The sequence below is a fragment of the Kineosporiaceae bacterium SCSIO 59966 genome (genome assembly GCA_020881835.1).
Lineage (GTDB): Bacteria > Actinomycetota > Actinomycetes > Actinomycetales > SCSIO-59966 > SCSIO-59966.
In genome coordinates this window covers 973,083-991,874 of the sequence record CP052876.1, presented here as the reverse complement: position 1 = coordinate 991,874, position 18,792 = coordinate 973,083, and the positions used below count along the sequence as shown (strand labels likewise).

General features: G+C 74.5%; 19 protein-coding genes and 1 riboswitch. Of the genes, 5 read left to right on the top strand and 14 right to left on the bottom strand.

The genetic code is table 11. From position 1 onward, the window contains the following. Window positions 1–3 precede the first annotated feature (3 nt). Window positions 4–1,350: a 3-deoxy-7-phosphoheptulonate synthase class II gene (locus tag HJG43_04740; GenBank protein UER55709.1), complete on the bottom strand. Its 1,347-nt coding sequence runs from the start codon at window positions 1,348–1,350 to the stop codon at window positions 4–6. 86 nt (window positions 1,351–1,436) lie between these two features. On the opposite strand from HJG43_04740, the gene HJG43_04735 reads away from it, so the two are divergent. After that, window positions 1,437–2,642 carry a pyrophosphate--fructose-6-phosphate 1-phosphotransferase gene (locus HJG43_04735; GenBank protein UER53978.1) on the top strand — a complete coding sequence of 402 codons (1,206 nt, stop codon included), beginning with the start codon at window positions 1,437–1,439 and terminating at the stop codon, window positions 2,640–2,642. A 9-nt stretch (window positions 2,643–2,651) separates the two neighbouring features. Beyond that, window positions 2,652–4,172, top strand: coding sequence for a glycerol kinase (locus HJG43_04730; GenBank protein ID UER53977.1), 1,521 nt, complete (start codon window positions 2,652–2,654; stop codon window positions 4,170–4,172). A 44-nt stretch (window positions 4,173–4,216) separates the two neighbouring features. On the opposite strand, the gene HJG43_04725 is transcribed toward HJG43_04730, so the two are convergent. Next, a complete protein-coding gene (locus HJG43_04725) occupies window positions 4,217–4,942 on the bottom strand; it encodes an FAD-dependent thymidylate synthase (protein ID UER53976.1) in 726 nt (241 codons plus the stop codon). Between the two features lie 36 nt (window positions 4,943–4,978). Between HJG43_04725 and HJG43_04720 the strand changes: the two genes are divergently transcribed. The 3 genes from HJG43_04720 (at window position 4,979) to HJG43_04710 (ending at window position 7,603) form a co-directional block, all read left to right on the top strand. Further along, entirely contained in the window at window positions 4,979–5,521 is a 543-nt protein-coding gene (locus HJG43_04720; GenBank protein ID UER53975.1) for a GNAT family N-acetyltransferase, read from the top strand. Window positions 5,522–6,047: 526 nt separating this feature from the next. After that, window positions 6,048–6,521: an AzlD domain-containing protein gene (locus HJG43_04715; GenBank protein ID UER53974.1), complete on the top strand. Its 474-nt coding sequence runs from the start codon at window positions 6,048–6,050 to the stop codon at window positions 6,519–6,521. Continuing rightward, a complete protein-coding gene (locus tag HJG43_04710; GenBank protein UER53973.1) occupies window positions 6,518–7,603 on the top strand; it encodes a DUF1624 domain-containing protein in 1,086 nt (361 codons plus the stop codon). Before HJG43_04715 ends, HJG43_04710 begins: the two co-directional genes overlap by 4 nt. On the opposite strand, the gene HJG43_04705 is transcribed toward HJG43_04710, so the two are convergent. The 12 genes from HJG43_04705 to HJG43_04650 form a co-directional block, all read right to left on the bottom strand. Continuing rightward, complete coding sequence (locus HJG43_04705) at window positions 7,587–8,033, bottom strand: hypothetical protein (GenBank protein ID UER53972.1); 447 nt, start codon at window positions 8,031–8,033, stop codon at window positions 7,587–7,589. The genes HJG43_04710 and HJG43_04705 overlap by 17 nt on opposite strands. Next, window positions 8,030–8,776, bottom strand: a complete 747-nt coding sequence (locus tag HJG43_04700) for a 4-hydroxy-tetrahydrodipicolinate reductase (GenBank protein ID UER53971.1) — start codon at window positions 8,774–8,776, stop codon at window positions 8,030–8,032. The genes HJG43_04705 and HJG43_04700 overlap by 4 nt, the downstream gene beginning before the upstream one ends. 22 nt (window positions 8,777–8,798) lie before the next feature. After that, window positions 8,799–9,278, bottom strand: a complete 480-nt coding sequence (locus HJG43_04695; GenBank protein ID UER53970.1) for a 6,7-dimethyl-8-ribityllumazine synthase — start codon at window positions 9,276–9,278, stop codon at window positions 8,799–8,801. A 30-nt stretch (window positions 9,279–9,308) separates the two neighbouring features. Further along, window positions 9,309–10,559: a bifunctional 3,4-dihydroxy-2-butanone-4-phosphate synthase/GTP cyclohydrolase II gene (locus tag HJG43_04690; GenBank protein ID UER53969.1), complete on the bottom strand. Its 1,251-nt coding sequence runs from the start codon at window positions 10,557–10,559 to the stop codon at window positions 9,309–9,311. Continuing rightward, window positions 10,556–11,167: a riboflavin synthase gene (locus tag HJG43_04685; GenBank protein ID UER53968.1), complete on the bottom strand. Its 612-nt coding sequence runs from the start codon at window positions 11,165–11,167 to the stop codon at window positions 10,556–10,558. The genes HJG43_04690 and HJG43_04685 overlap by 4 nt, the downstream gene beginning before the upstream one ends. Before the next feature lie 82 nt (window positions 11,168–11,249). After that, a riboswitch (FMN riboswitch) is annotated at window positions 11,250–11,379 on the bottom strand. Between the two features lie 386 nt (window positions 11,380–11,765). Further along, complete coding sequence (locus HJG43_04680) at window positions 11,766–13,118, bottom strand: insulinase family protein (GenBank protein UER53967.1); 1,353 nt, start codon at window positions 13,116–13,118, stop codon at window positions 11,766–11,768. A gap of 1 nt (window position 13,119) precedes the next feature. After that, entirely contained in the window at window positions 13,120–15,393 is a 2,274-nt protein-coding gene (locus tag HJG43_04675) for a polyribonucleotide nucleotidyltransferase (GenBank protein UER53966.1), read from the bottom strand. Between the two features lie 239 nt (window positions 15,394–15,632). Further along, window positions 15,633–15,902: a 30S ribosomal protein S15 gene (rpsO, locus tag HJG43_04670; protein UER53965.1), complete on the bottom strand. Its 270-nt coding sequence runs from the start codon at window positions 15,900–15,902 to the stop codon at window positions 15,633–15,635. A 100-nt stretch (window positions 15,903–16,002) separates the two neighbouring features. Beyond that, on the bottom strand, window positions 16,003–16,974 hold the full coding sequence (locus HJG43_04665; GenBank protein ID UER53964.1) for a bifunctional riboflavin kinase/FAD synthetase: 972 nt from the start codon (window positions 16,972–16,974) through the stop codon (window positions 16,003–16,005). A 77-nt stretch (window positions 16,975–17,051) separates the two neighbouring features. Then, window positions 17,052–17,957 (bottom strand): tRNA pseudouridine(55) synthase TruB, encoded by a 906-nt coding sequence (gene truB, locus HJG43_04660; protein UER53963.1) that lies wholly within the window; start codon window positions 17,955–17,957, stop codon window positions 17,052–17,054. Beyond that, window positions 17,954–18,445, bottom strand: a complete 492-nt coding sequence (rbfA, locus tag HJG43_04655; protein UER53962.1) for a 30S ribosome-binding factor RbfA — start codon at window positions 18,443–18,445, stop codon at window positions 17,954–17,956. The genes truB and rbfA overlap by 4 nt, the downstream gene beginning before the upstream one ends. Beyond that, window positions 18,442–18,771: a DUF503 domain-containing protein gene (locus tag HJG43_04650; protein UER53961.1), complete on the bottom strand. Its 330-nt coding sequence runs from the start codon at window positions 18,769–18,771 to the stop codon at window positions 18,442–18,444. The genes rbfA and HJG43_04650 overlap by 4 nt, the downstream gene beginning before the upstream one ends. Window positions 18,772–18,792: the final 21 nt, after the last annotated feature.

The following is an 18,792-nucleotide window of genomic DNA, read 5'->3' as shown; positions in this document are numbered from 1 at the left end:
TGCTCACCGGGACCCGCGGAGCATGTCGGCGGCGAGGAAGGCGAGCTCGAGGGACTGCTGGTGGTTGAGCCGGGGGTCGCACAGCGTCTCGTAGCAGCGGCCGAGAGCCTCCTCGTCGATCTGCTCGTACCCGCCGAGGACCTCGGTGACGTCGTCGCCGGTGAGCTCGATGTGCAGGCCGCCGGGGACGGTGCCGAGGGCCCGGTGCACCTCGAAGAAGCCTCGCACCTCGTCGATGACGTCGTCGAAACGCCGGGTCTTGTAGCCGCTGCCGGAGGTGATGGTGTTCCCGTGCATGGGGTCGCTCACCCAGACCACCCGGGCACCGGAGGCGGTGACCTTCTCCACCAGCGGCGGCAGCGCCTCGCGGACCCGCTCGGCCCCCATCCGGGTGATGAAGGTGAGCCGTCCGGGCTCCCGGTCCGGGTCGAGCCGGTCGATCAGGGCCAGCGCGTCGTCCGGTGTCGCGCTCGGCCCGAGCTTGACCCCGATCGGGTTGCGCACCCGGGAGAGCAGCTCGACGTGGGCGCCGTCGAGGTCGCGGGTGCGCTCACCGATCCACAGGAAGTGCGCCGAGACGTCGTAGGGCAGCCCCGTCCGCGAGTCGATCCGGGTCAGCGCCCGCTCGTACTCCAGCAGCAGGGCCTCGTGGCTGGAGTAGAAGTCCACGCTGCGCAGCGCGTCGAAGTCGACGCCGCAGGCCGCCATGAAGGCCATCGCCCGGTCGATCTCGCGGGCGAGCTCGTCGTAGCGGGCGTTGGCGGCGCTGCCGAGGAAGCCGCGGTTCCACTCGTGCACGCGGCGCAGGTCGGCGAACCCGCCCTGGGTGAACGCGCGGATGAGGTTCAACGTCGCCGCGGCGGTGTGGTACGCGCGGACCATCCGCCGCGGGTCCGGGGTGCGGCCCTCCGGGGAGAACTCGAAGTCGTTGACGGCGTCGCCGCGGTAGGCCGGCAGCGTCAGCCCGTCCCGGGTCTCGGTGTCGCTGCTGCGCGGCTTGGCGAACTGGCCGGCCATCCGGCCCATCTTCACCACCGGCACGCTGGCCCCGTAGGTGAGCACCACGGCCATCTGCAGGACGGTCTTGACCCGGTCCCGGATCTTGTCGGCGGTGGCTCCGGCGAACGTCTCGGCGCAGTCCCCGCCCTGGAGCAGGAAGGCCCGCCCCTCGGCCACCTCCGCCAAGCGGCTGCGCAGCACGTCCGCCTCACCGGCGAACACGAGCGGCGGCAGGGCCGCCAGCTCCTCGGCGACGTCACGGACGGCGGCCGGGTCCGGCCACGACGGCTGCTGCGCGGCCGGCAGGTCGCGCCAGGCGTCGAGCTCCTCGGTGCTGGTCACCCGACCCAGGTTAGGCCCCGTTCCCGCGGTGCCCCGCGCCAGTCCGGCACCCGGACGGCCCCCCGGCGACGAGGAGCCCCCTACGATGAGGGGACATGAGCACCCGACGCGTCGCACTGCTCACCGCCGGGGGCTTCGCCCCCTGCCTGTCCTCCGCGGTAGGAGGGCTGGTCTCCCGGTACACCGAGATCGCCCCGGACGTCGAGATCCTCGCCTACCGGCACGGGTACCACGGTCTGCTCACCGGTAACTCGTTCCTCGTCGACGACGACGCCCGGGCGCACGCCGACGTGCTGCACGCCTTCGGCGGCAGCCCGATCGGCAACAGCCGGGTGAAGCTGACGAACAACGCCGACCTCGTCCGGCGGGGGCTGATCGCCGAGGGGCAGGACGCCCTCCAGGTCGCGGCCGAGCGGCTGCAGGCCGACGGCGTCGACGTCCTGCACACCATCGGCGGGGACGACACGAGCACCACCGCCGCGGACCTCGCCGCCTACCTCGACCAGCACGGCTACGGGCTCACCGTGGTCGGGCTGCCCAAGACGATCGACAACGACGTCGTCCCGGTCCAGCAGAGCCTCGGCGCGTGGACCGCGGCCGAGCAGGCCTCCCTGTTCGCCCGCAACGTGCTCGCCGAGCACGGCTCGAACCCACGGATGCTCATCGTGCACGAGGTGATGGGCCGCAACTGCGGCTGGCTGACCGCGGCCGCGGCACGGGACTACATGGACTGGCACTCCCGGCAGACCTGGGTGCCGAGCATCGGGCTGTCCCCCGAGCGCTGGGCGGTGCACGCCGTCTACGTGCCCGAGCAGCGCATCGACCTGGACGCCGAGGCGGCCCGCCTGCGAAAGGTGATGGACACCGTCGGCTGCGTCAACATCTTCCTGTCCGAGGGGGCCGGTGTCGCCGACATCGTCGCCGAGCTCGAGGCCGCCGGCGAGGAGGTGCAGCGCGACCCGTTCGGCCACGTCAAGCTCGACACCATCAACCCGGGCCGCTGGTTCGGCGAGCAGTTCGCCGAGCGCCTGGCGGCCGAGAAGGTCATGGTCCAGAAGTCGGGGTACTTCTCCCGCTCGGCGCCGGCCAACGCCAAGGACCTCCGGCTCATCCAGTCGATGGTCGACCTGGCCGTGGAGTGCGCACTGCGCGGGGAGTCCGGCGTCGTCGGGCACGACGAGGACCACGGCGGGCGCCTGCGGGCCATCGAGTTCGACCGGATCGCCGGCGGAAAGCAGTTCGACACCTCGGCGCCCTGGTTCACGGACCTGCTCGAGGGCATCGGCCAGGCGGCCGGCTGAGGGGCCGCCGTGACCCGCCGCGCCGTACTCGCCGTCGACGAGGGGACGACGGGCGTCACCGCGCTCGTCATCGCCGAGGACGCCACCGTCCTGGGCCGCGGCTACGCCGAGTTCGCCCAGCACTTCCCCCGGCCCGGCTGGGTCGAGCACGAGCCCGAGGAGATCTGGCAGGCCACGCTCACCGCCTGCCGCGACGCGCTGCGGGCCGCGGGGGCCCGCCACGGCGGCCGCGGCGGTGACACCGAGATCCACGCGGTGGGGATCACCGACCAGCGCGAGACCGCGGTGCTGTGGGACCGCCGCACCCTGGCCGCCCCCCGCCGCGCCGTCGTCTGGCAGGACCGGCGCAGCGCCGCCCTGTGCGAGCGGCTGCGCGAGGAGGGCCACGAGCCGCGGGTCGCCGAGCTCACCGGACTTCGGCTCGACCCGTACTTCACCGCGACGAAGCTGGCGTGGCTGCGCGACCACGACCCGGACACGTGGGCCGGGGTCCAGGGCGGCTCCGTCGCCGTCGGCACCGTCGACTCCTACCTCGTCGCCCGGATGTCCGGTGGCACCCGGCACGTCACCGACGCCTCGAACGCGTCGAGGACCCTGCTGCTCGACCTGCGCAGCGGCACCTGGTCCCCGGAGATGTGCGAGCTGTTCGGCGTCCCGGCGGAGGCGCTGCCCGAGGTGGTGCCGAGCTGGGGCGAGGTGGCCCGGACCGATCCCGGCTCGTTCCTGGGCCTCGACGTCCCGGTCGCCGGTATCGCCGGCGACCAGCAGGCGGCCCTGTTCGGGCAGACGTGCTTCGAGGTCGGGGACACCAAGTGCACGTACGGCACCGGGTCCTTCGTACTCGTGAACACCGGCGCGACCGCGGCGGCGGGGACCGTCGACGGCGAGCTCGGTGGGCTGCTGTCGACGGTCGCGTGGATGGCCCCCGACGGCACCCTCACCTACGCCCAGGAGGGCTCCATCTTCGTCACCGGGGCCGCCGTCCAGTGGCTGCGGGACGGGCTGCAGGTGATCGGCTCGGCGGCGGAGACCGAGGCCCTGGCCCGGACCGTGCCGGACACCGGCGGGGTGGTGTTCGTCCCGGCGCTGACCGGCCTCGGCGCCCCGGAGTGGGACCCCGACGCCCGCGGCACCATCCTCGGGATCACCCGGGGCACCACCCGCGCCCACCTCGTCCGCGCGACGCTGGAGGCGATCGCCTTCCAGGTCCGCGACGTCGTCGCGACGATGGAGACCACCGTCCCGGTGCTGCGCGCCGACGGCGGCGCGTCGGCGAACAACCTGCTCATGCAGCTGCAGGCCGACCAGCTCGGGGTCCCGGTCGAGCGACCGGCGATGCCGGAGACCACCGGCCTCGGCGCGGCCTTCCTCGCCGGGCTCGGGACCGGGGTGTGGTCGTCGCTGGAGGAGCTGCGCGACACCTGGCGGCTGGACCGCCGGTTCGAGCCCGGCGAACGGGACGAGGCCGGCTACCGGCGCTGGCGGGCCGGGGTCGCCCGGTCCCACGGCTGGGCCCCACTGACCGACTGAGCCCTCCCCCCGCCTCAGCCGAGACTCAGCCGCGCTGAGCAGGCTCAGGGCGCGACGCGGCCGTTCTGCTCGAAGGCGGCGTGGGTCAACGGCATGAGCCGGGCCCAGTGACTCTCCATCTGCTCCGCCGCCATCTCGATCTCCCGCTGCGGGAAGGACGGGAACCGGGCGTCCTCGCGCTTGGTCCGCAACGACAGGAAGTTCATCAGCGAGCGGGCGTTCATCGTCACGTACATCGAGGAGTAGGTGGTCACCGGCAGCACGATCCGGGCGACCTCGCGGGCGATCCCGGCGTCGAGCATCCGGCGGTAGGCGGCGTAGGCCTGCTCGCAGGCGGCCCGGATCTGCTCGTCGACGAGCGCGTGCTGGTCCGGCGTGCCGGGGACGAAGACGTACTGCCCCGGCTTGCCCTCCTGGACCAGGTGCCGCTGCGGCCCGGGGACGTAGAACACCGGTCGCAGCTCTCGGTACCGACCGCTCTCCTCGTTGTAGGAGGCGATCCGGTGGCGCATCCACTCCCGGAACACGAAGATCGGCGCCTGCACGTAGAAGGTCATCGAGTTGTGCTCGAACGGGCTGCCGTGCCGGTCCCGCATGAGGTAGTTGATGAGCCCGGCGGACCGCTGGGCGTCGGCGTCGACGTCCTGGAGGCTCTGCTCACCCTTCGTCGACACCCTCGCGGCGAACACGACGTCCGCGTCCTGAGCGCTGGCGCGCACCAGCTCGACGGTGACGTCGCTGCGGAAGGTGATCTCGAAGTCGTCGGTCACGGGCCGACCCTACCGACCGCCGTCCCGGGTGCGAGGATGCCGCGGGTGGAGACGCCCGACGTGCTGACCGGACCCGGCGCCGACGCCTCCGTGCGCGCGGCCACCGCCGGCGACGTCCCCGCCATCGGCGCCGTGCACTCCCGCGCCTGGCGGACGGCCTACTCCGGGCTGCTGCCCGCCGAGGTGCTCGAGGCGCTGGCACCGGAGGCCCTGGCCGAGGCGTGGCGACCCGCGGTGAGCGCTCCGCCCTCCCCCGGTCACCGGGTGCTCGTCGCCGCGGCCGGTCCGACCGTCGTGGGGTTCGCCGCGGCCGAGCCGGACGGCGAGGTGGTCGCGCTGCTCGTCGACCCCGCCCACCAGCGGCGCGGGCACGGGTCCCGGTTGCTCAACGCGGTCGCCGACCTGCTCCGTGAGGCCGGGGGTGAGCGGATCGGCACCTGGACGCCGGAGCAGGACGCGCCGCGACTGGCGTTCCTGCGCACCAGCGGGCTGGAGCCGGACGGCCGGCGGCGCACCCTCGAGCTGCCGGGTGGCGCCACTCTGGAGGAGGTCCACCTGCACGCGGGGCTGGCGTCGTGACGTCCGCGGACGCCGACCGGGTGCTGCGGGCCGCGACCTGGCGGCAGGCCCTGTCGGTCGGGGCGGCCACCGGTGCCTACGGGGTGTCGTTCGGCGCCCTGTCGGTGGCCGCCGGGCTCTCCGTCGCCCAGACCGCGGCGCTCAGCCTGCTCATGTTCACCGGCGGGTCGCAGTTCGCGTTCATCGGCGTGCTCGGCGCCGGCGGGGCGGGTGGTGCGGCGGTCGCCACGGCCGGCCTGCTCGGTGCGCGCAACGGCCTCTACGGGCTGCAGGTCGCCCCCATGCTCGGTGCTCGGGGGCCGCTGCGCGCACTGGCCGCCCACCTGACCATCGACGAGTCGACGGCCGTGGCCACGGCACAGCCGACCGCCGCGACCCGGCGGCTGGGGTTCTGGGCGACCGGCGCGGCCGTGTACGTGCTGTGGAACGCGATGACGCTGCTCGGCGCCGTCGTCGGGGACGCCCTGGGGGACCCGCGCCGGTGGGGCCTCGACGCGGCCGCGGCGGCCGCGTTCCTCGGGCTGCTGTGGCCCCGGCTGCGCCACCGGGACGCCCGCGCCGTGGCCGCCGGCGCGGCGGTCGTCGCGGTGGCGACGACCCCCGGCCTGCCGGCCGGGGTGCCGGTGCTGCTCGCCGCCGGCGTCGCCGTCGTCGTCGGCCTCCTGCCGCGGCCGGTCGGGGGGACCCGGTGACCGGCTGGGTGGCGGTGCTGGCCGCCTCCGCCGCCTGCTACCTGCTCAAGCTCGGCGGCTACCTCGTCCCTGCCCGGCTGCTGACCGGGGAGCGCGCCCGGCGGCTGGCCGCCCTCGTCACCGTCGCGCTGCTCGCCGCCCTGGTGGGAGTGCAGACATTCGGCGGGGACGCCGGGCTCGTCCTCGACGCCCGGGTCGCGGCGGTGGCCGTCGCGGCGCTCGCACTGTGGCTGAGGGCGCCGTTCATCCTGGTGGTCGTGCTCGCCGCGGCGGTGGCGGCCGGGCTGCGCGCCGCCGGGGTCGGATGAGCGGCCTCGCGGCCGGAGCCACCGGGCAGCGGGCCGCCCCGGTCGGGCGGCGGCTGGCCGGGGTGGACGTCGCCCGCGGACTGGCGCTGCTGGGGATGATGTCGGTGCACGTGCTGCCGCGCACGGACGCCGACGGCTCCCTCTCCCTCGCCTACGCGGTGTCCTCCGGGCGGGCGTCGGCGCTGTTCGCCGTCCTGGCCGGCGTCGGGCTCGCCCTGGCCGGCGCCGGTGCCCGCGCCGTCCTGGCCCGGGCCGCCGTGGTGGCCGCGATCGGGCTCACCCTCGGGCTGCTGCCCACCCCGGTCGCGATCATCCTCGTGAACTACGGGCTGCTGTTCGTCCTCGCCGTGCCGTTCCTGCGGCTGCGGGCGCGAACGCTCGCGGTGCTCGCCGGGGCGTGGCTGGTGGTCAGCCCCGTGGTGGGGCACGTCCTGCGGCCGGCGGTACCTCCGCCGTCCGGAGCCAACCCGTCGTGGCTGTCGCTCGGTGACCCGGTGGGCCTGCTCACCGAGCTGCTGCTGACCGGGTACTACCCGGCGCTGCAGTGGACCGGCTACCTGCTCGTCGGCCTGGCGGTGGGGCGCAGCCGGCTGAACCGGACGCGGACGGCGGTCGGGCTGGGCCTCGGTGGCCTGCTGCTCGCGGCCGCGGCGTCAGTGCTGTCCGCCGTGCTGCTGGACGCCGGCGGGGCGGCCGCCGTCGACGCCGACCGGTGGTTCTACGGGGTGACCCCGACCGAGTCCTGGTGGTGGCTGGCCGTCGACTCCCCGCATGCCGGGACCCCGCCCGACCTGCTGCACACGACCGGGACGGCGCTCGCCGTCCTCGGCGGGTGCCTGCTGCTGGCACCCTGGGCCGGGCGGCTGCTGCTCCCCCTGGCCGCAGCCGGGTCGATGACCCTGACGCTGTACTCGGTGCACGTCGTCGCGCTCGGCCTCGGCCTGCGGGAGCTGACCTGGCACGTCGTCGGGGCCCTGGTGATCGGGACGCTGTGGCGGTCGACCGGTCAGCGGGGGCCGCTCGAGGCGCTGGCCGCGGCGGCCGCGCGGAGCGCGGCCCGGCCGGTCAGCCGTGCAGGCTGACGGCGTGCCGCATCGCGGCGCGGGCCCGGCGGCGGTCCCCGGCGGCGTCGTAGGCCTGTGCGAGCCGGTACCAGGCCCGCCAGTCCTGCGGCGCCGCCTCCACGGCCGCGCGGTACCCGGAGAAGGCGGCGTCGGCCGCGGCCCGGTCCACCCGGCCACTGGGTCGGCGCGGCAGGTCGGCGACGTCGGCGACGTCACGGACGCCGGCTGCGGCGTCCAGGTCGCGGGCGAGCCGCTGCGTGGCCAGACCGAAGCGCAGCTCGCGCCACACCGCCCAGCCGACGAGCAGCGGCAGCGCCAGCACACCCACGCCGAGCAGCACACCGGCCGTCGACCCGCTGGTGAGCAGCATCCAGGCACGCTGACCGAGCAGGACGAGGTAGAACACCACGCCGGCGACGAGGACGGCGACGAGCGCCTTCGTCCTCACCCCAGGTCCAGGTAGTGCTCGAGGCCGACGGTCAGACCCGGCCGGGACGCCACCGTGCGCACCCCGTGCAGCACCCCCGGCATGAACGAGACCCGGTCGAAGGAGTCGTGCCGGAGGGTCAGCTGCTCCCCCGCCCCGCCGAGCAGCACCTCCTGGTGGGCGACCAGGCCGCGCAGCCGCACGCTGTGCACCCGGACGCCGTCGACGTCCGCGCCCCGGGCCCCCGCCAGGGCCGAGACGGTGGCGTCCGGGCTGGGACCGGTACCGGCGGCCCGGCGGGCCGCGGCCACCTGCTCGGCGGTGCGGCGGGCCGTCCCGCTGGGGGCGTCCACCTTCTCCGGGTGGTGGAGCTCGACCACCTCGACCGACTCGAAGTACGGGGCGGCCATCTCGGCGAACCGCATGGCCAGGACGGCGCCGAGGGCGAAGTTCGGGGCGACGAGCACGCCGACGTCCGGGTGCCGTTCCAGCCGGGCGCGCAGGTCGGCGAGTGCGGGCTCGTCCCAGCCGGTCGTCCCGACCACCGCGTGCACGCCGTGGTCGACGCAGAAGGCCACGTTGCCCGGGGCGGCGTCCGGGACGGACAGCTCGACGGCGACGTCGGCCCGCGCCTCGACGATGCGCTCCAACGGGTCGTCGCGACCGATCCGGGCGACGAGCTCGAGGTCGTCAGCGCCCTCCACGGCCTGGCAGGCCTGGCCGCCCATCCGCCCGCTCGCGCCGATCACGGCCACCCGCACCATGCCGACGACCCTAGCCTGCGCCTCAGGCGCCCTCGGCCCGCAGGGCCAGCACGGTGCTGAGGGCGGCGTGGACGGCCTCGTAGCCCTTGTCCTCGCGGGACCCGTCGAGCCCCGCCCGGTCGAGCGCCTGCTGCTCGGTGTCCACGGTGAGCACGCCGAACCCGACGGGCACGCCGGTGGACACCGCGACCTGGGTGAGCCCGGTCGTCGCGGCCTGGCAGACGTAGTCGAAGTGCGGCGTCTCGCCGCGGACGACGACACCGAGGGCGACGACGGCGTCGGCGCCGGCCACCGCCAGCCGCGCCGCCGCGACCGGCAGCTCGAAGGAGCCGGGGACGCGGACCTCGGTGACCTCCCGGACGCCGGCGTCGGCGAGGGCCCGGCGGGCGCCGTCCAGGAGCCCGGCCATCACCGTCTCGTGCCACTGGGCGGCGACCACCGCGACCCGAAGCCCCTGCGCGCCGTCCGGCATCGTCGGGGTCGGGGCCCCGGTCCCGCTCACGTGCGCTCCCAGGTCATCGCCGTCCCTGCCTCACGCCCGCACCCCGAGGTCGTCGGGCAGGTCGTGGCCCATCCGGTCGCGCTTGGTGCGCAGGTAGTCGATGTTCTCCGGCCGGACGCCGACGGTGAGACCGACGCGCTCGGTGACCTCGACGCCGTACCGGCGCAGTCCCGCGACCTTGTCGGGGTTGTTGGTCAGCAGCCGGACGCTGCGCACCCCGAGGTCGGCGAGGACCTGCGCGGCCGCCGCGTACTCCCGCGCGTCGGCGGGCAGTCCCAGCTCGAGGTTGGCGTCGACCGTGTCGAGACCGGCGTCCTGCAGCGCGTAGGCCCGCAGCTTGGCGAGCAGCCCGATCCCGCGGCCCTCGTGCCCGCGCAGGTAGACGACGACGCCGCGTCCGGTGCGGGCGACCTCCGCGAGCGCGGCGTCCAGCTGGGGGCCGCAGTCACAGCGCTGGGAGCCGAGCACGTCCCCGGTGAGGCACTCGGAGTGCACCCGGACGAGGACGTCGCGGCCGTCGACGAGCCGCCCCTCCACGAGGTCCCCGGCGACGAGGGCCAGGTGCTCGCTGCCGTCGACCCGGTCGGCGTACCCGACGGCGGTGAACTCACCGTGCCGGGTCGGCAGCCTCGTGGTGGCAGCCCGGTCGACGAGCCGGTCGTGCCGGCGGCGGTGGGCGACGAGGTCCTCGATGGACACCATCGCCAGCCCGTGCTCGTCGGCGAACCGGCGGCACGACGGTGCCCGGCGCATCCCACCGTCGTCCTCGACGAGCTCGGCGATGACGCCGGCGGGCTGCCGGCCGGCGAGGCGGGCCAGGTCGACCGCGGCCTCGGTGTGCCCGCGGCGCACGAGCACGCCGCCGTCGCGTGCCCGCAGCGGCAGCACGTGGCCGGGTTGGGCGAGGTCCTCCGGCGTGCTGGCCGGGTCGGCGAGAACCCGGACGGTGCGGGTGCGGTCGGCGGCCGAGATCCCGGTCGTGACGCCGACCCGCGCGTCGACCGTCACCGTGTACGCGGTGCGCATCCGCTCCTCGTTGTGCGGGGTCATCAACGGCACCCGCAGGCGGTCGAGGGCGTCACCGGTCATCGGCACGCAGACCACCCCGGAGGTGTGCCGGACGAAGAAGGCCATCCACTCGGCGGTCACGGCGTCCGCGGCCATCACGAGGTCGCCCTCGTTCTCCCGCTCGACGTCGTCCACGACGACGACCGGCCGGCCGGCGGCGATCTCGGCAACGGCGCGCTCGACCGGGTCCAGCCGGACCGCGGGGGCGCTCACGACGCCGCACCGGCCGTCAGCAGCCGCTCCACGTACTTGGCGATGACGTCGACCTCCAGGTTGACGCGGGCGCCCGGGGCTGCGCGGCCGAGCGTGGTGGCGGCGAGCGTGGTCGGGATGAGACCCACGGAGAACGACGGGGCGGGGTCGTCGTGGACGGCCGCGACGGTCAGCGAGGTGCCGTCGACGGCCACCGACCCCTTCTCGGCGACGTAGCGGGCCAGGGCGGCGGGCACCTCGATGCGTACCGTCTCCCACCGGTCCCCCCGGGTGCGCGCCACGACCCGTCCGACCCCGTCGACGTGCCCCTGGACGACGTGGCCGCCGAGGCGGGCACCGGCGGGCACCGCGCGCTCGAGGTTCACCGGGTCGCCGAGCCGCAGGCCGCCGAGCGTCGTCCGCTCGAGGGTCTCGAGCATGACGTCGGCCGTGAAGGCGTCGGGAGCGGGCTGGTCGGTGACGGTCAGGCAGACCCCGTTGACGGCGATCGAGTCGCCGTGCCGGGCGTCCGCCGTGACCACGGGGCCGCGCACGGTGAGCCGGGCGCTGCTCGGCCCGCTCTCCGTGCCGAGGACCTCGCCGAGCTCCTCGACGATGCCGGTGAACATCCCGTGCTCCGTCCTGGTCGGGCACGGGCTCCGGGGAACGGGACGGACGACCGGCGACGCCGATGACGGCGGACCGGACGCCTGCGTGCTGCCTCCCATCCGGACTCTCACCGTCGGTCCCGGAGTTCCACCGGGTCAACCGGCCGATGGCTTCGGCCGGGTCGCGGACTGTTACCGCCGGTCGGGACTTTCACCCAACCCCGGAGCACGCGCAGTCGTGTGTCTCGCCCCCCAGTATGTCACTCCCCCTCGGTGATCATGCAATCCCGCCACCCCCGCCCGGTCTCTCCCCGCCCCCCGCGCCCCCACCTCCCCTTGGTGATCATGCAATCCCGCCACCCCCGCCGCCTCACTGCCCTCCTCCCCCCACCCCGCGCAAAGTGCTGGGTTGGTGGCGCAACACGCCGGCAAAGCTGTGACGAATCCAGCATTCTGCAGCCCGAGACCACGCTCTCGACGCAAGCTTCGGGGCGGCATGTGGCCATGGCCGTGGTCCCGCGCAGGGTGGCGGGACTGCATGATCACGGGGGGGTGGGGGGGCAGGGTGGCGGGATTGCATGATCACGGGGGGGTGGGCGGGGGGTGGGTGGGACGGCGGCTAGGGGACGACGGGGACGGGGTCGTCGTCGAACGGACCGACGACGACGAGCGAGTGCGGGGCCTGCCACAGCTCGGCGGCGAGGTCCCGGACGTCCTCGGTGGTGACCGCCCGGAACCGGTCCAGGGTCTCGTCGACCCCCATGAACTCCCCGTGCACGAGCTCGGCCTTGCCCAGCCGGCTCATCCGGGACCCGGTGTCTTCCATGGCCAGCACCGTGCTGCCACTGACCTGGCCGACGCCACGGACCAGCTCCTCCTCGGTGATGCCACCGGTGGCGACGGCGTGCCACTGCTCGGCCAGCAGCTCGACCACCTCGGGCACGCGGGCCGGCGCGCAGCCGGCGTACAGGCCGAAGTAGCCGGCGTCGGCGTACCCGGCGGAGAAGGAGTACACCGAGTACGCCAGGCCGCGGTTCTCCCGGACCTCCTGGAAGAGCCGACTGCTCATCCCGCCGCCGAGCACGGCGTTGAGGACGGCGAGGGTGAACCGCCGCTCGTCGGTCGCCACCAGCCCGGGTCCGCCGAGGATCACGTTGGCCTGCTCGGTGCTGCGACGGACGGTCAGCCGGCCACCGGCGGGAAGGCGGACGCCGTCCGGGTCAGGGGTCCGTCGGGGACGGGGACCGGCCGCGTCCTCCATCGGCCAGCCGGCACCGGCCAGGGAGTCCTCGACGAGCCGGCACAGCGCCTCGTGGTCGACGCCGCCGGCAGCGGTGACGACGAGTGTGCCCGGTTCGTAGTGCCGCTCGTAGTGGGCCCGGATGGCCTCGGCCGGGACGGCGCGGATGGTCTGCGGGGTGCCGCCGATCGGCCGGCCGAGCGGGTGGCCGCCGAGCACCACCTCGGCGAACCGCTCGTGGACGACGTCCGCGGGGTCGTCGTCGTTCATCGCCAGCTCCTCGAGGATCACCCCGCGCTCGCTGTCGACGTCCTCCGGCGCGATCCGTGCAGAGGTGACCATGTCGCAGATGACGTCGACCGCCATCGGCAGGTCGGCGTCGAGCACCCGCGCGTAGTAGCAGGTGTGCTCCTTGCCGGTGGCGGCGTTGGCCTCTCCGCCGACCTCGTCGAAGGCCGCCGCGATGTCCATCGCCGAGCGCCGGGCGGTGCCCTTGAACAGCAGGTGCTCGAGGAAGTGGGTCGAGCCGTGGTGGCCCTCGGCCTCGTCCCGGGAGCCGACGCCCACCCACGCCCCGACGGTCGCCGAGCGCATCGAGGGCATCGACTCGGTGAGCACCCGGACCCCGCCGGGGAGGACGGAGCGGCGCACCTCGGCGCCGCCCGCCTCCCCGGCGAGCCGAGACGTCCGGCCGTCGGGGTGGCCGGTGGTCAGCGGGAGCGGGACGCCCACCTCAGGCGTCGTCCCCAGCGGCGTCCGCGTCGTCACCAGCGGTGTCGCCGTCCTGACCGCCCTCGGTCACCGGGACGAGCGAGAGCTTGCCGCGGGCGTCGATCTCGGCGATCTCCACCTGGACCTTCTGCCCGACGGACAGCACGTCCTCGACGTTCTCCACCCGCTTGCCGCCGTTGAGCTGGCGCATCTTGGAGATGTGCAGCAGGCCGTCCTTGCCGGGGGTCAGCGAGATGAACGCGCCGAACGTCGTCGTCTTGACGACCGTGCCGACGTAGCGCTCCCCCACCTCCGGCATCTGCGGGTTGGCGATCGCGTTGATCTGCGAGCGCGCGGCCTCGGCGGACGGCCCGTCGGTGGCGCCGATGTAGACGGTGCCGTCGTCCTCGATGGAGATCTGGGCCCCGGTCTCCTCCTGGATCTGGTTGATCATCTTGCCCTTCGGGCCGATGACCTCACCGATCTTGTCGACCGGGACCTTGACGGAGATGACCCGCGGGGCGTTCGGGGACATCTCGTCCGGCTCGCTGATCGCCTCGGCCATGACGTCGAGGATGTGCAGCCGGGCGTTGCGGGCCTGGGTCAGCGCAGAGGCGAGCACGGACGCCGGGATCCCGTCGAGCTTGGTGTCGAGCTGGATCGCGGTGACGAAGTCCTTCGTGCCGGCGACCTTGAAGTCCATGTCACCGAACGCGTCCTCGGCGCCGAGGATGTCGGTCAGGGCCGCGTACGCGGTCTCGGTCTCGCCGGCGGCGTTCTCGACGGTGTCGGACACCAGTCCCATCGCGATGCCCGCGACCGGGGCGCGCAGCGGCACGCCGGCGTTGAGCAGCGACATCGTCGAGGCGCAGACCGACCCCATGGACGTCGACCCGTTGGACCCCAGCGCCTCGGAGACCTGCCGGATCGCGTAGGGGAACTCCTCGCGGGTGGGCAGCACCGGCACGAGCGCCCGCTCGGCGAGCGCGCCGTGGCCGATCTCTCGCCGCTTGGGGCTGCCGACCCGGCCGGTCTCGCCGGTCGAGTACGGCGGGAAGTTGTAGTTGTGCATGTACCGCTTGCGCGTCTCCGGGGAGAGCGTGTCGAGCTGCATCTCCATCCGGAGCATGTTCAGCGTGGTGACGCCGAGGATCTGGGTCTCGCCGCGCTCGAACAGGGCCGACCCGTGCACCCGCGGGACGACGTCCACCTCGGCGGACAGCTGCCGGATGTCCTCCAGGCCTCGGCCGTCGATGCGCACCTTGTCCCGCAGGATCCGCTGACGGACCAGCTTCTTGGTCAGCGCGCGGAACGCGGCGCCGACCTCCTTGTCGCGGCCCTCGAAGCGGTCGGCGAGCCGCTCGCGGACCGACGCCTTCAGCTCGTCGAGCCGGCTCTCGCGCTCCTGCTTGCCGGCGATGGTCAGCGCCTGCGCCAGGTCGTCGGCGGCCAGCTCGGTGACGGCCTCCAGCACGTCGTCGGTGTAGTCCAGGAACCGCGGGAACTCCACGGTCTCCTTGCGAGCGGCGTCCGCGAGCTGCTGCTGAGCCCGGCATAGCTCGGCGATGAACGGCTTGGCCGCCTCGAGGCCCTCGGCGACGACCTCCTCGGTCGGCGCGGTGGCCCCCTCGGAGATGAGGTCCCACGAGGTCTCGGTGGCCTCCGCCTCGACCATCATGATCGCGACGTCGGCGTCCGCGCCGGAGCCGGACACGACGCGGCCGGCGACGACCATGTCGAACACCGCGCGCTCCAGCTCGGAGTGCCGCGGGAAGGCCACCCACTGGCCCTCGACGAGCGCCACCCGGACGCCGCCGATCGGGCCGGAGAACGGCAGGCCGGACAGCTGGGTGGACGCCGAGGCGGCGTTGATCGCGACGACGTCGTAGGCGTCGTCGGGGTGCAGCGCCATCACCGTGATGACGACCTGGACCTCGTTGCGCAGCCCGGAGACGAACGACGGCCGCAGCGGCCGGTCGATGAGGCGGCAGGTGAGGATGGCGTCGGTGCTCGGCCGGCCCTCGCGGCGGAAGAACGAGCCGGGGATCCGGCCCGCGGCGTACATCCGCTCCTCGACGTCAACGGTGAGCGGGAAGAAGTCGAAGTGCTCCTTCGGGTGCTTGCCGGCCGTGGTGGCCGACAGGAGCATCGTCTCGTCGTCGAGGTAGGCGACCACCGAGCCGGCGGCCTGCCGGGCCAGCCGGCCGGTCTCGAAGCGGACGGTGCGGGTGCCGAAGGAGCCGTTGTCGATGACGGCCTCGGTGACGGCGACGCCGTCGTGCTGGGAACCCTCCACGGGAACTCCGTTCTGGTTCACGGAGCATCGGCGCGCGGTCCGGGCGGGTGTCCGGTCATCGATTGAAGCCCTCGGGCTCTCGCCTGCCGGCGGCTCCCGGGAGCCACTACCGAGGACCGGCGCGACGGATCGGGCCTGCGCTCCTGGTGTGGTGTGTATTCGGTTGTGGTGCCGTTTCGGTGCTCCTGCGGCGCCGTGCACGAAGGCCGCGGCCCCTGAGGGGACCGCGGCCGGTGGTGTCAGCGGCGCAGACCGAGCCGCTCGATGAGCGAGCGGTAGCGATCGATGTCCTTCTTCGCCAGGTAGTTCAGCAGCCGGCGGCGCTGGCCGACGAGCAGGAGCAGACCACGACGGCTGTGGTGGTCGTGCTTGTGCTCCTTCATGTGCTCGGTCAGGTCCTTGATCCGCTGGGTGAGCATCGCGACCTGGACCTCGGGGGAACCGGTGTCGCCCTCGCGCGTGGCGTACTCGGACATGATCTTCTGCTTGGTGGCACTGTCGAGCGGCACTGGCTCTCCTTCGTGGGTCGTTGCGCGGCGCGCCGGGGCCTGTTCACCCGGGCTCTGTGGGTCCGCGGCCGATCGGACGGCGTCGCTCAGGCTATCAGCGTCAGGCCCGTCGTCCCGAATCGAGGACCCGCCGGGCCTGCTCGGCGTCCCGGCGCATCTGCTCGACGAGCGACGCGGGACCGTCGTAGCGGACGGTGTCCCGGAGCCGCTCCACCAGGTCGAGCGCGACGGTCTCGCCGTACAGGTCGAGGTCGTCACGGTCGAGCACGTACGCCTCGACCCGCCGGCCGTGCCCGTCGAAGGTGGGGTTGGTGCCGATGGAGATCGCCGCGGGCAGCCGGCGGTCGGGCGCCCCGGCGGGCAGGTCGAGGCGCTCCATCCAGCCGGCGTAGACGCCGTCGGCGGGCAGCATCCCGGTCTGGTCCGGGCCCAGGTTCGCGGTCGGGAAGCCCAGCTCGCGGCCCCGGTGGTCCCCGTGGACGACGGTGCCGCGCAGTCGGTGGGGGCGTCCGAGGACCTCGGCCGCGCCCGCTACGTCCCCGGCGGCCAGCCGCTGCCGGACGATCGTGGAGGACCACCTCCCCTCCCCGGCCCCGCCGGCACCGACGTCGTCGAGGACGATCACGTCGAAACCGTGCTGCTCGCCGAGGCGACGCATCGTGGACAGGTCACCGGAGTTGCGGTACCCGAACCGGATGTCGCGGCCGACGACGACGGCGGTGGCGTGCAGGGCGCGGACCAGGACGTCCTCGACGAAGCGCTCGGGGCTCCAGCCGGCGAGCTCACGGGTGAACGGCATCTCCAGGACGGCGTCGAGCCCGGTGGAGTCGAGCAGGTCGAGCTTGTCCTGCCGGCCGGTGAGCAGCTCGGGGGCACGGTCGGGGTGCAGCACGTGCAGCGGGTGCGGCCAGAAGGTGATGGCGACGGCGGCGGCGGAGCGGGCGCGGGCCTCCTCGACGAGCCGGGTCAGGACGCTCCGGTGGCCGAGGTGCACGCCGTCGAAGTTGCCGATCGCGACGACGGACGGGCCGTGGTCGGCGGGGACCTCGGCCAGGTCGTTCCAGCGCTGCACGCGCGTGCCTCCTTCCGCGGCCCCCCGGCGGGGCTCGGGTCGCGACAACTGTGCCAGCCCGGCCGCGGGCGCCGCGCTCAGGCCGGGGCGAGGACGACGAGAGGTCGCGTCGTCGGCCCGACGTCCTGGACGACGGCGACGAGGGTGCCGTCGGGGGCGAAGGCGGCGACCGGGACCCCGTCGCCGGGGCCTCCGGCCACGGTGAGTCGCTGCCCGCGGGCGAGCCGTCGGGCCTCCTCGGCGTCGAGCTCGCGCACCGGGAAGGCCGCGCGCGCCGCCTCGGCCAGGGGGAGCACCGAGAACGACCCCTCCAGATCGTCGAGGGTGCGGGCGGTCTCGAGGCCGTAGCCGCCGACCCGGGTCCGGCGCAGCGCGGTGAGGTGGCCCCCGACCCCCAGGTCGCGGCCCAGGTCCCGGGCGAGTGCGCGCACGTAGGTGCCGCTGCTGCAGTCGACCTCCACGTCGACGTCCACCTGGGGCACCCCGTCGACGGTGAGCGCCCGGGTGGCGACGACCGCGAACCGGTGCACGGTGACCGCCCGCGGCGGCAGCTCGACGTCCTCACCGGCACGCACCCGGGCGTAGGAGCGGCGGCCGTCGACCTTGATCGCGCTGACCGCGCTGGGCACCTGCTCGATCGGCCCGGTCAGCCGGGCGACGGCGGCCGCCAGCGCGTCGTCGGTGACGCCGCTGGCGTCGGCGCGGGAGACGACGTCGCCCTCGGCGTCGTCGGTCACCGTCGCGGTCCCCAGGCGCACCGTGGCCGTGTAGGACTTGTCCGCCCCGACGAGGAAGGTCAGCAGCCGGGTCGCCCGCTCGACGCCCAGGACGAGTACCCCGGTCGCCATCGGGTCGAGGGTGCCGGCGTGCCCGACCCGGCGGGTGCCCGCCAGCCGACGCACCCGGGCGACGACGTCGTGGCTGGTCCAGCCGGCCGGCTTGTCCACCACGACGATCCCGGAGGGGCCCTCCGGGCGGCTCACCGGCCGGCGTCCCCGTCGTCGCCCGGGTCCTCGACGTCCTCGGCGTCCTCGTCGTCCCCGCCGTCCTCGTCGTCCGGGCGCCGGTAGGGGTCGGGGTCGCCGGCGTAGCCGGCAGCGCTGGCACGCCGCGCCACCTCCGCGTCCTGCTCGGCCGCCCGGCGCAGCAGGTCGTCGATGTGCGCGGCAGTCTCCGGGACGGCGTCCAGGACGAGCTCCAGGGTCGGGGTGAGACGGACGCCGGTCCGCCGCCCGACCTCGGAGCGGAGCACCCCGCGGGCGCTCTCCATCGCCGCGACGGTCCCGGCCCGCTCGGTCTCGTCGCCGAGCACCGTGTAGAAGACCGTCGCGTGCTGCAGGTCGTTGGTGACCCGGGCGTCGGTCACCGTGACGAACCCGAGCCGCGGGTCCTTGATCCGGCGCTCGAGCGTCTCGGCGACGACGACCTTGATCCGGTCGGCGAGCTTGCGGGCGCGCGCTGGGTCGCTCATGGTCCGTCCTCACTGTCGCTGGGTCGGTCGTCCAGGTCCCCGTCGCCGAGGACCCGTCGGCGGGCCGACAGGAGCTCGAGCTCCGGACGGCCGGCCACGAGGCGCTCGCAGGCGTCGAGCACCTCCCGGCAGTGCGTGGCGTCCGCCGCCACCACCGCCACCGCCACCTCGCTGCGGCGGTGCAGGTCGAGGTGGCCGGTCTCGGCGCAGGCCACGTCGTGACGGCGTCGCAGCTCGGCCACCAGCGGACGGACCACCGCCCGCTTCTGCTTGAGGGAGCGGACGTCCCCGAGCAGCAGGTCGAGGGTCAGCGTGCCGACGAACACCCCGCCTCCTCCCCCGGCGTC

Coding starts and splice junctions, on each gene's coding strand:
- HJG43_04735 (UER53978.1), top strand. CDS start 1,437: ATGAGCACCCGACGCGTCGCACTGCTCACCGCCGGGGGCTTCGCCCCC.
- HJG43_04710 (UER53973.1), top strand. CDS start 6,518: ATGAGCGGCCTCGCGGCCGGAGCCACCGGGCAGCGGGCCGCCCCGGTC.
- HJG43_04720 (UER53975.1), top strand. CDS start 4,979: ATGCCGCGGGTGGAGACGCCCGACGTGCTGACCGGACCCGGCGCCGAC.
- HJG43_04700 (UER53971.1), bottom strand. CDS start 8,776: ATGGTGCGGGTGGCCGTGATCGGCGCGAGCGGGCGGATGGGCGGCCAG.
- HJG43_04685 (UER53968.1), bottom strand. CDS start 11,167: ATGTTCACCGGCATCGTCGAGGAGCTCGGCGAGGTCCTCGGCACGGAG.
- rbfA (UER53962.1), bottom strand. CDS start 18,445: ATGAGCGACCCAGCGCGCGCCCGCAAGCTCGCCGACCGGATCAAGGTC.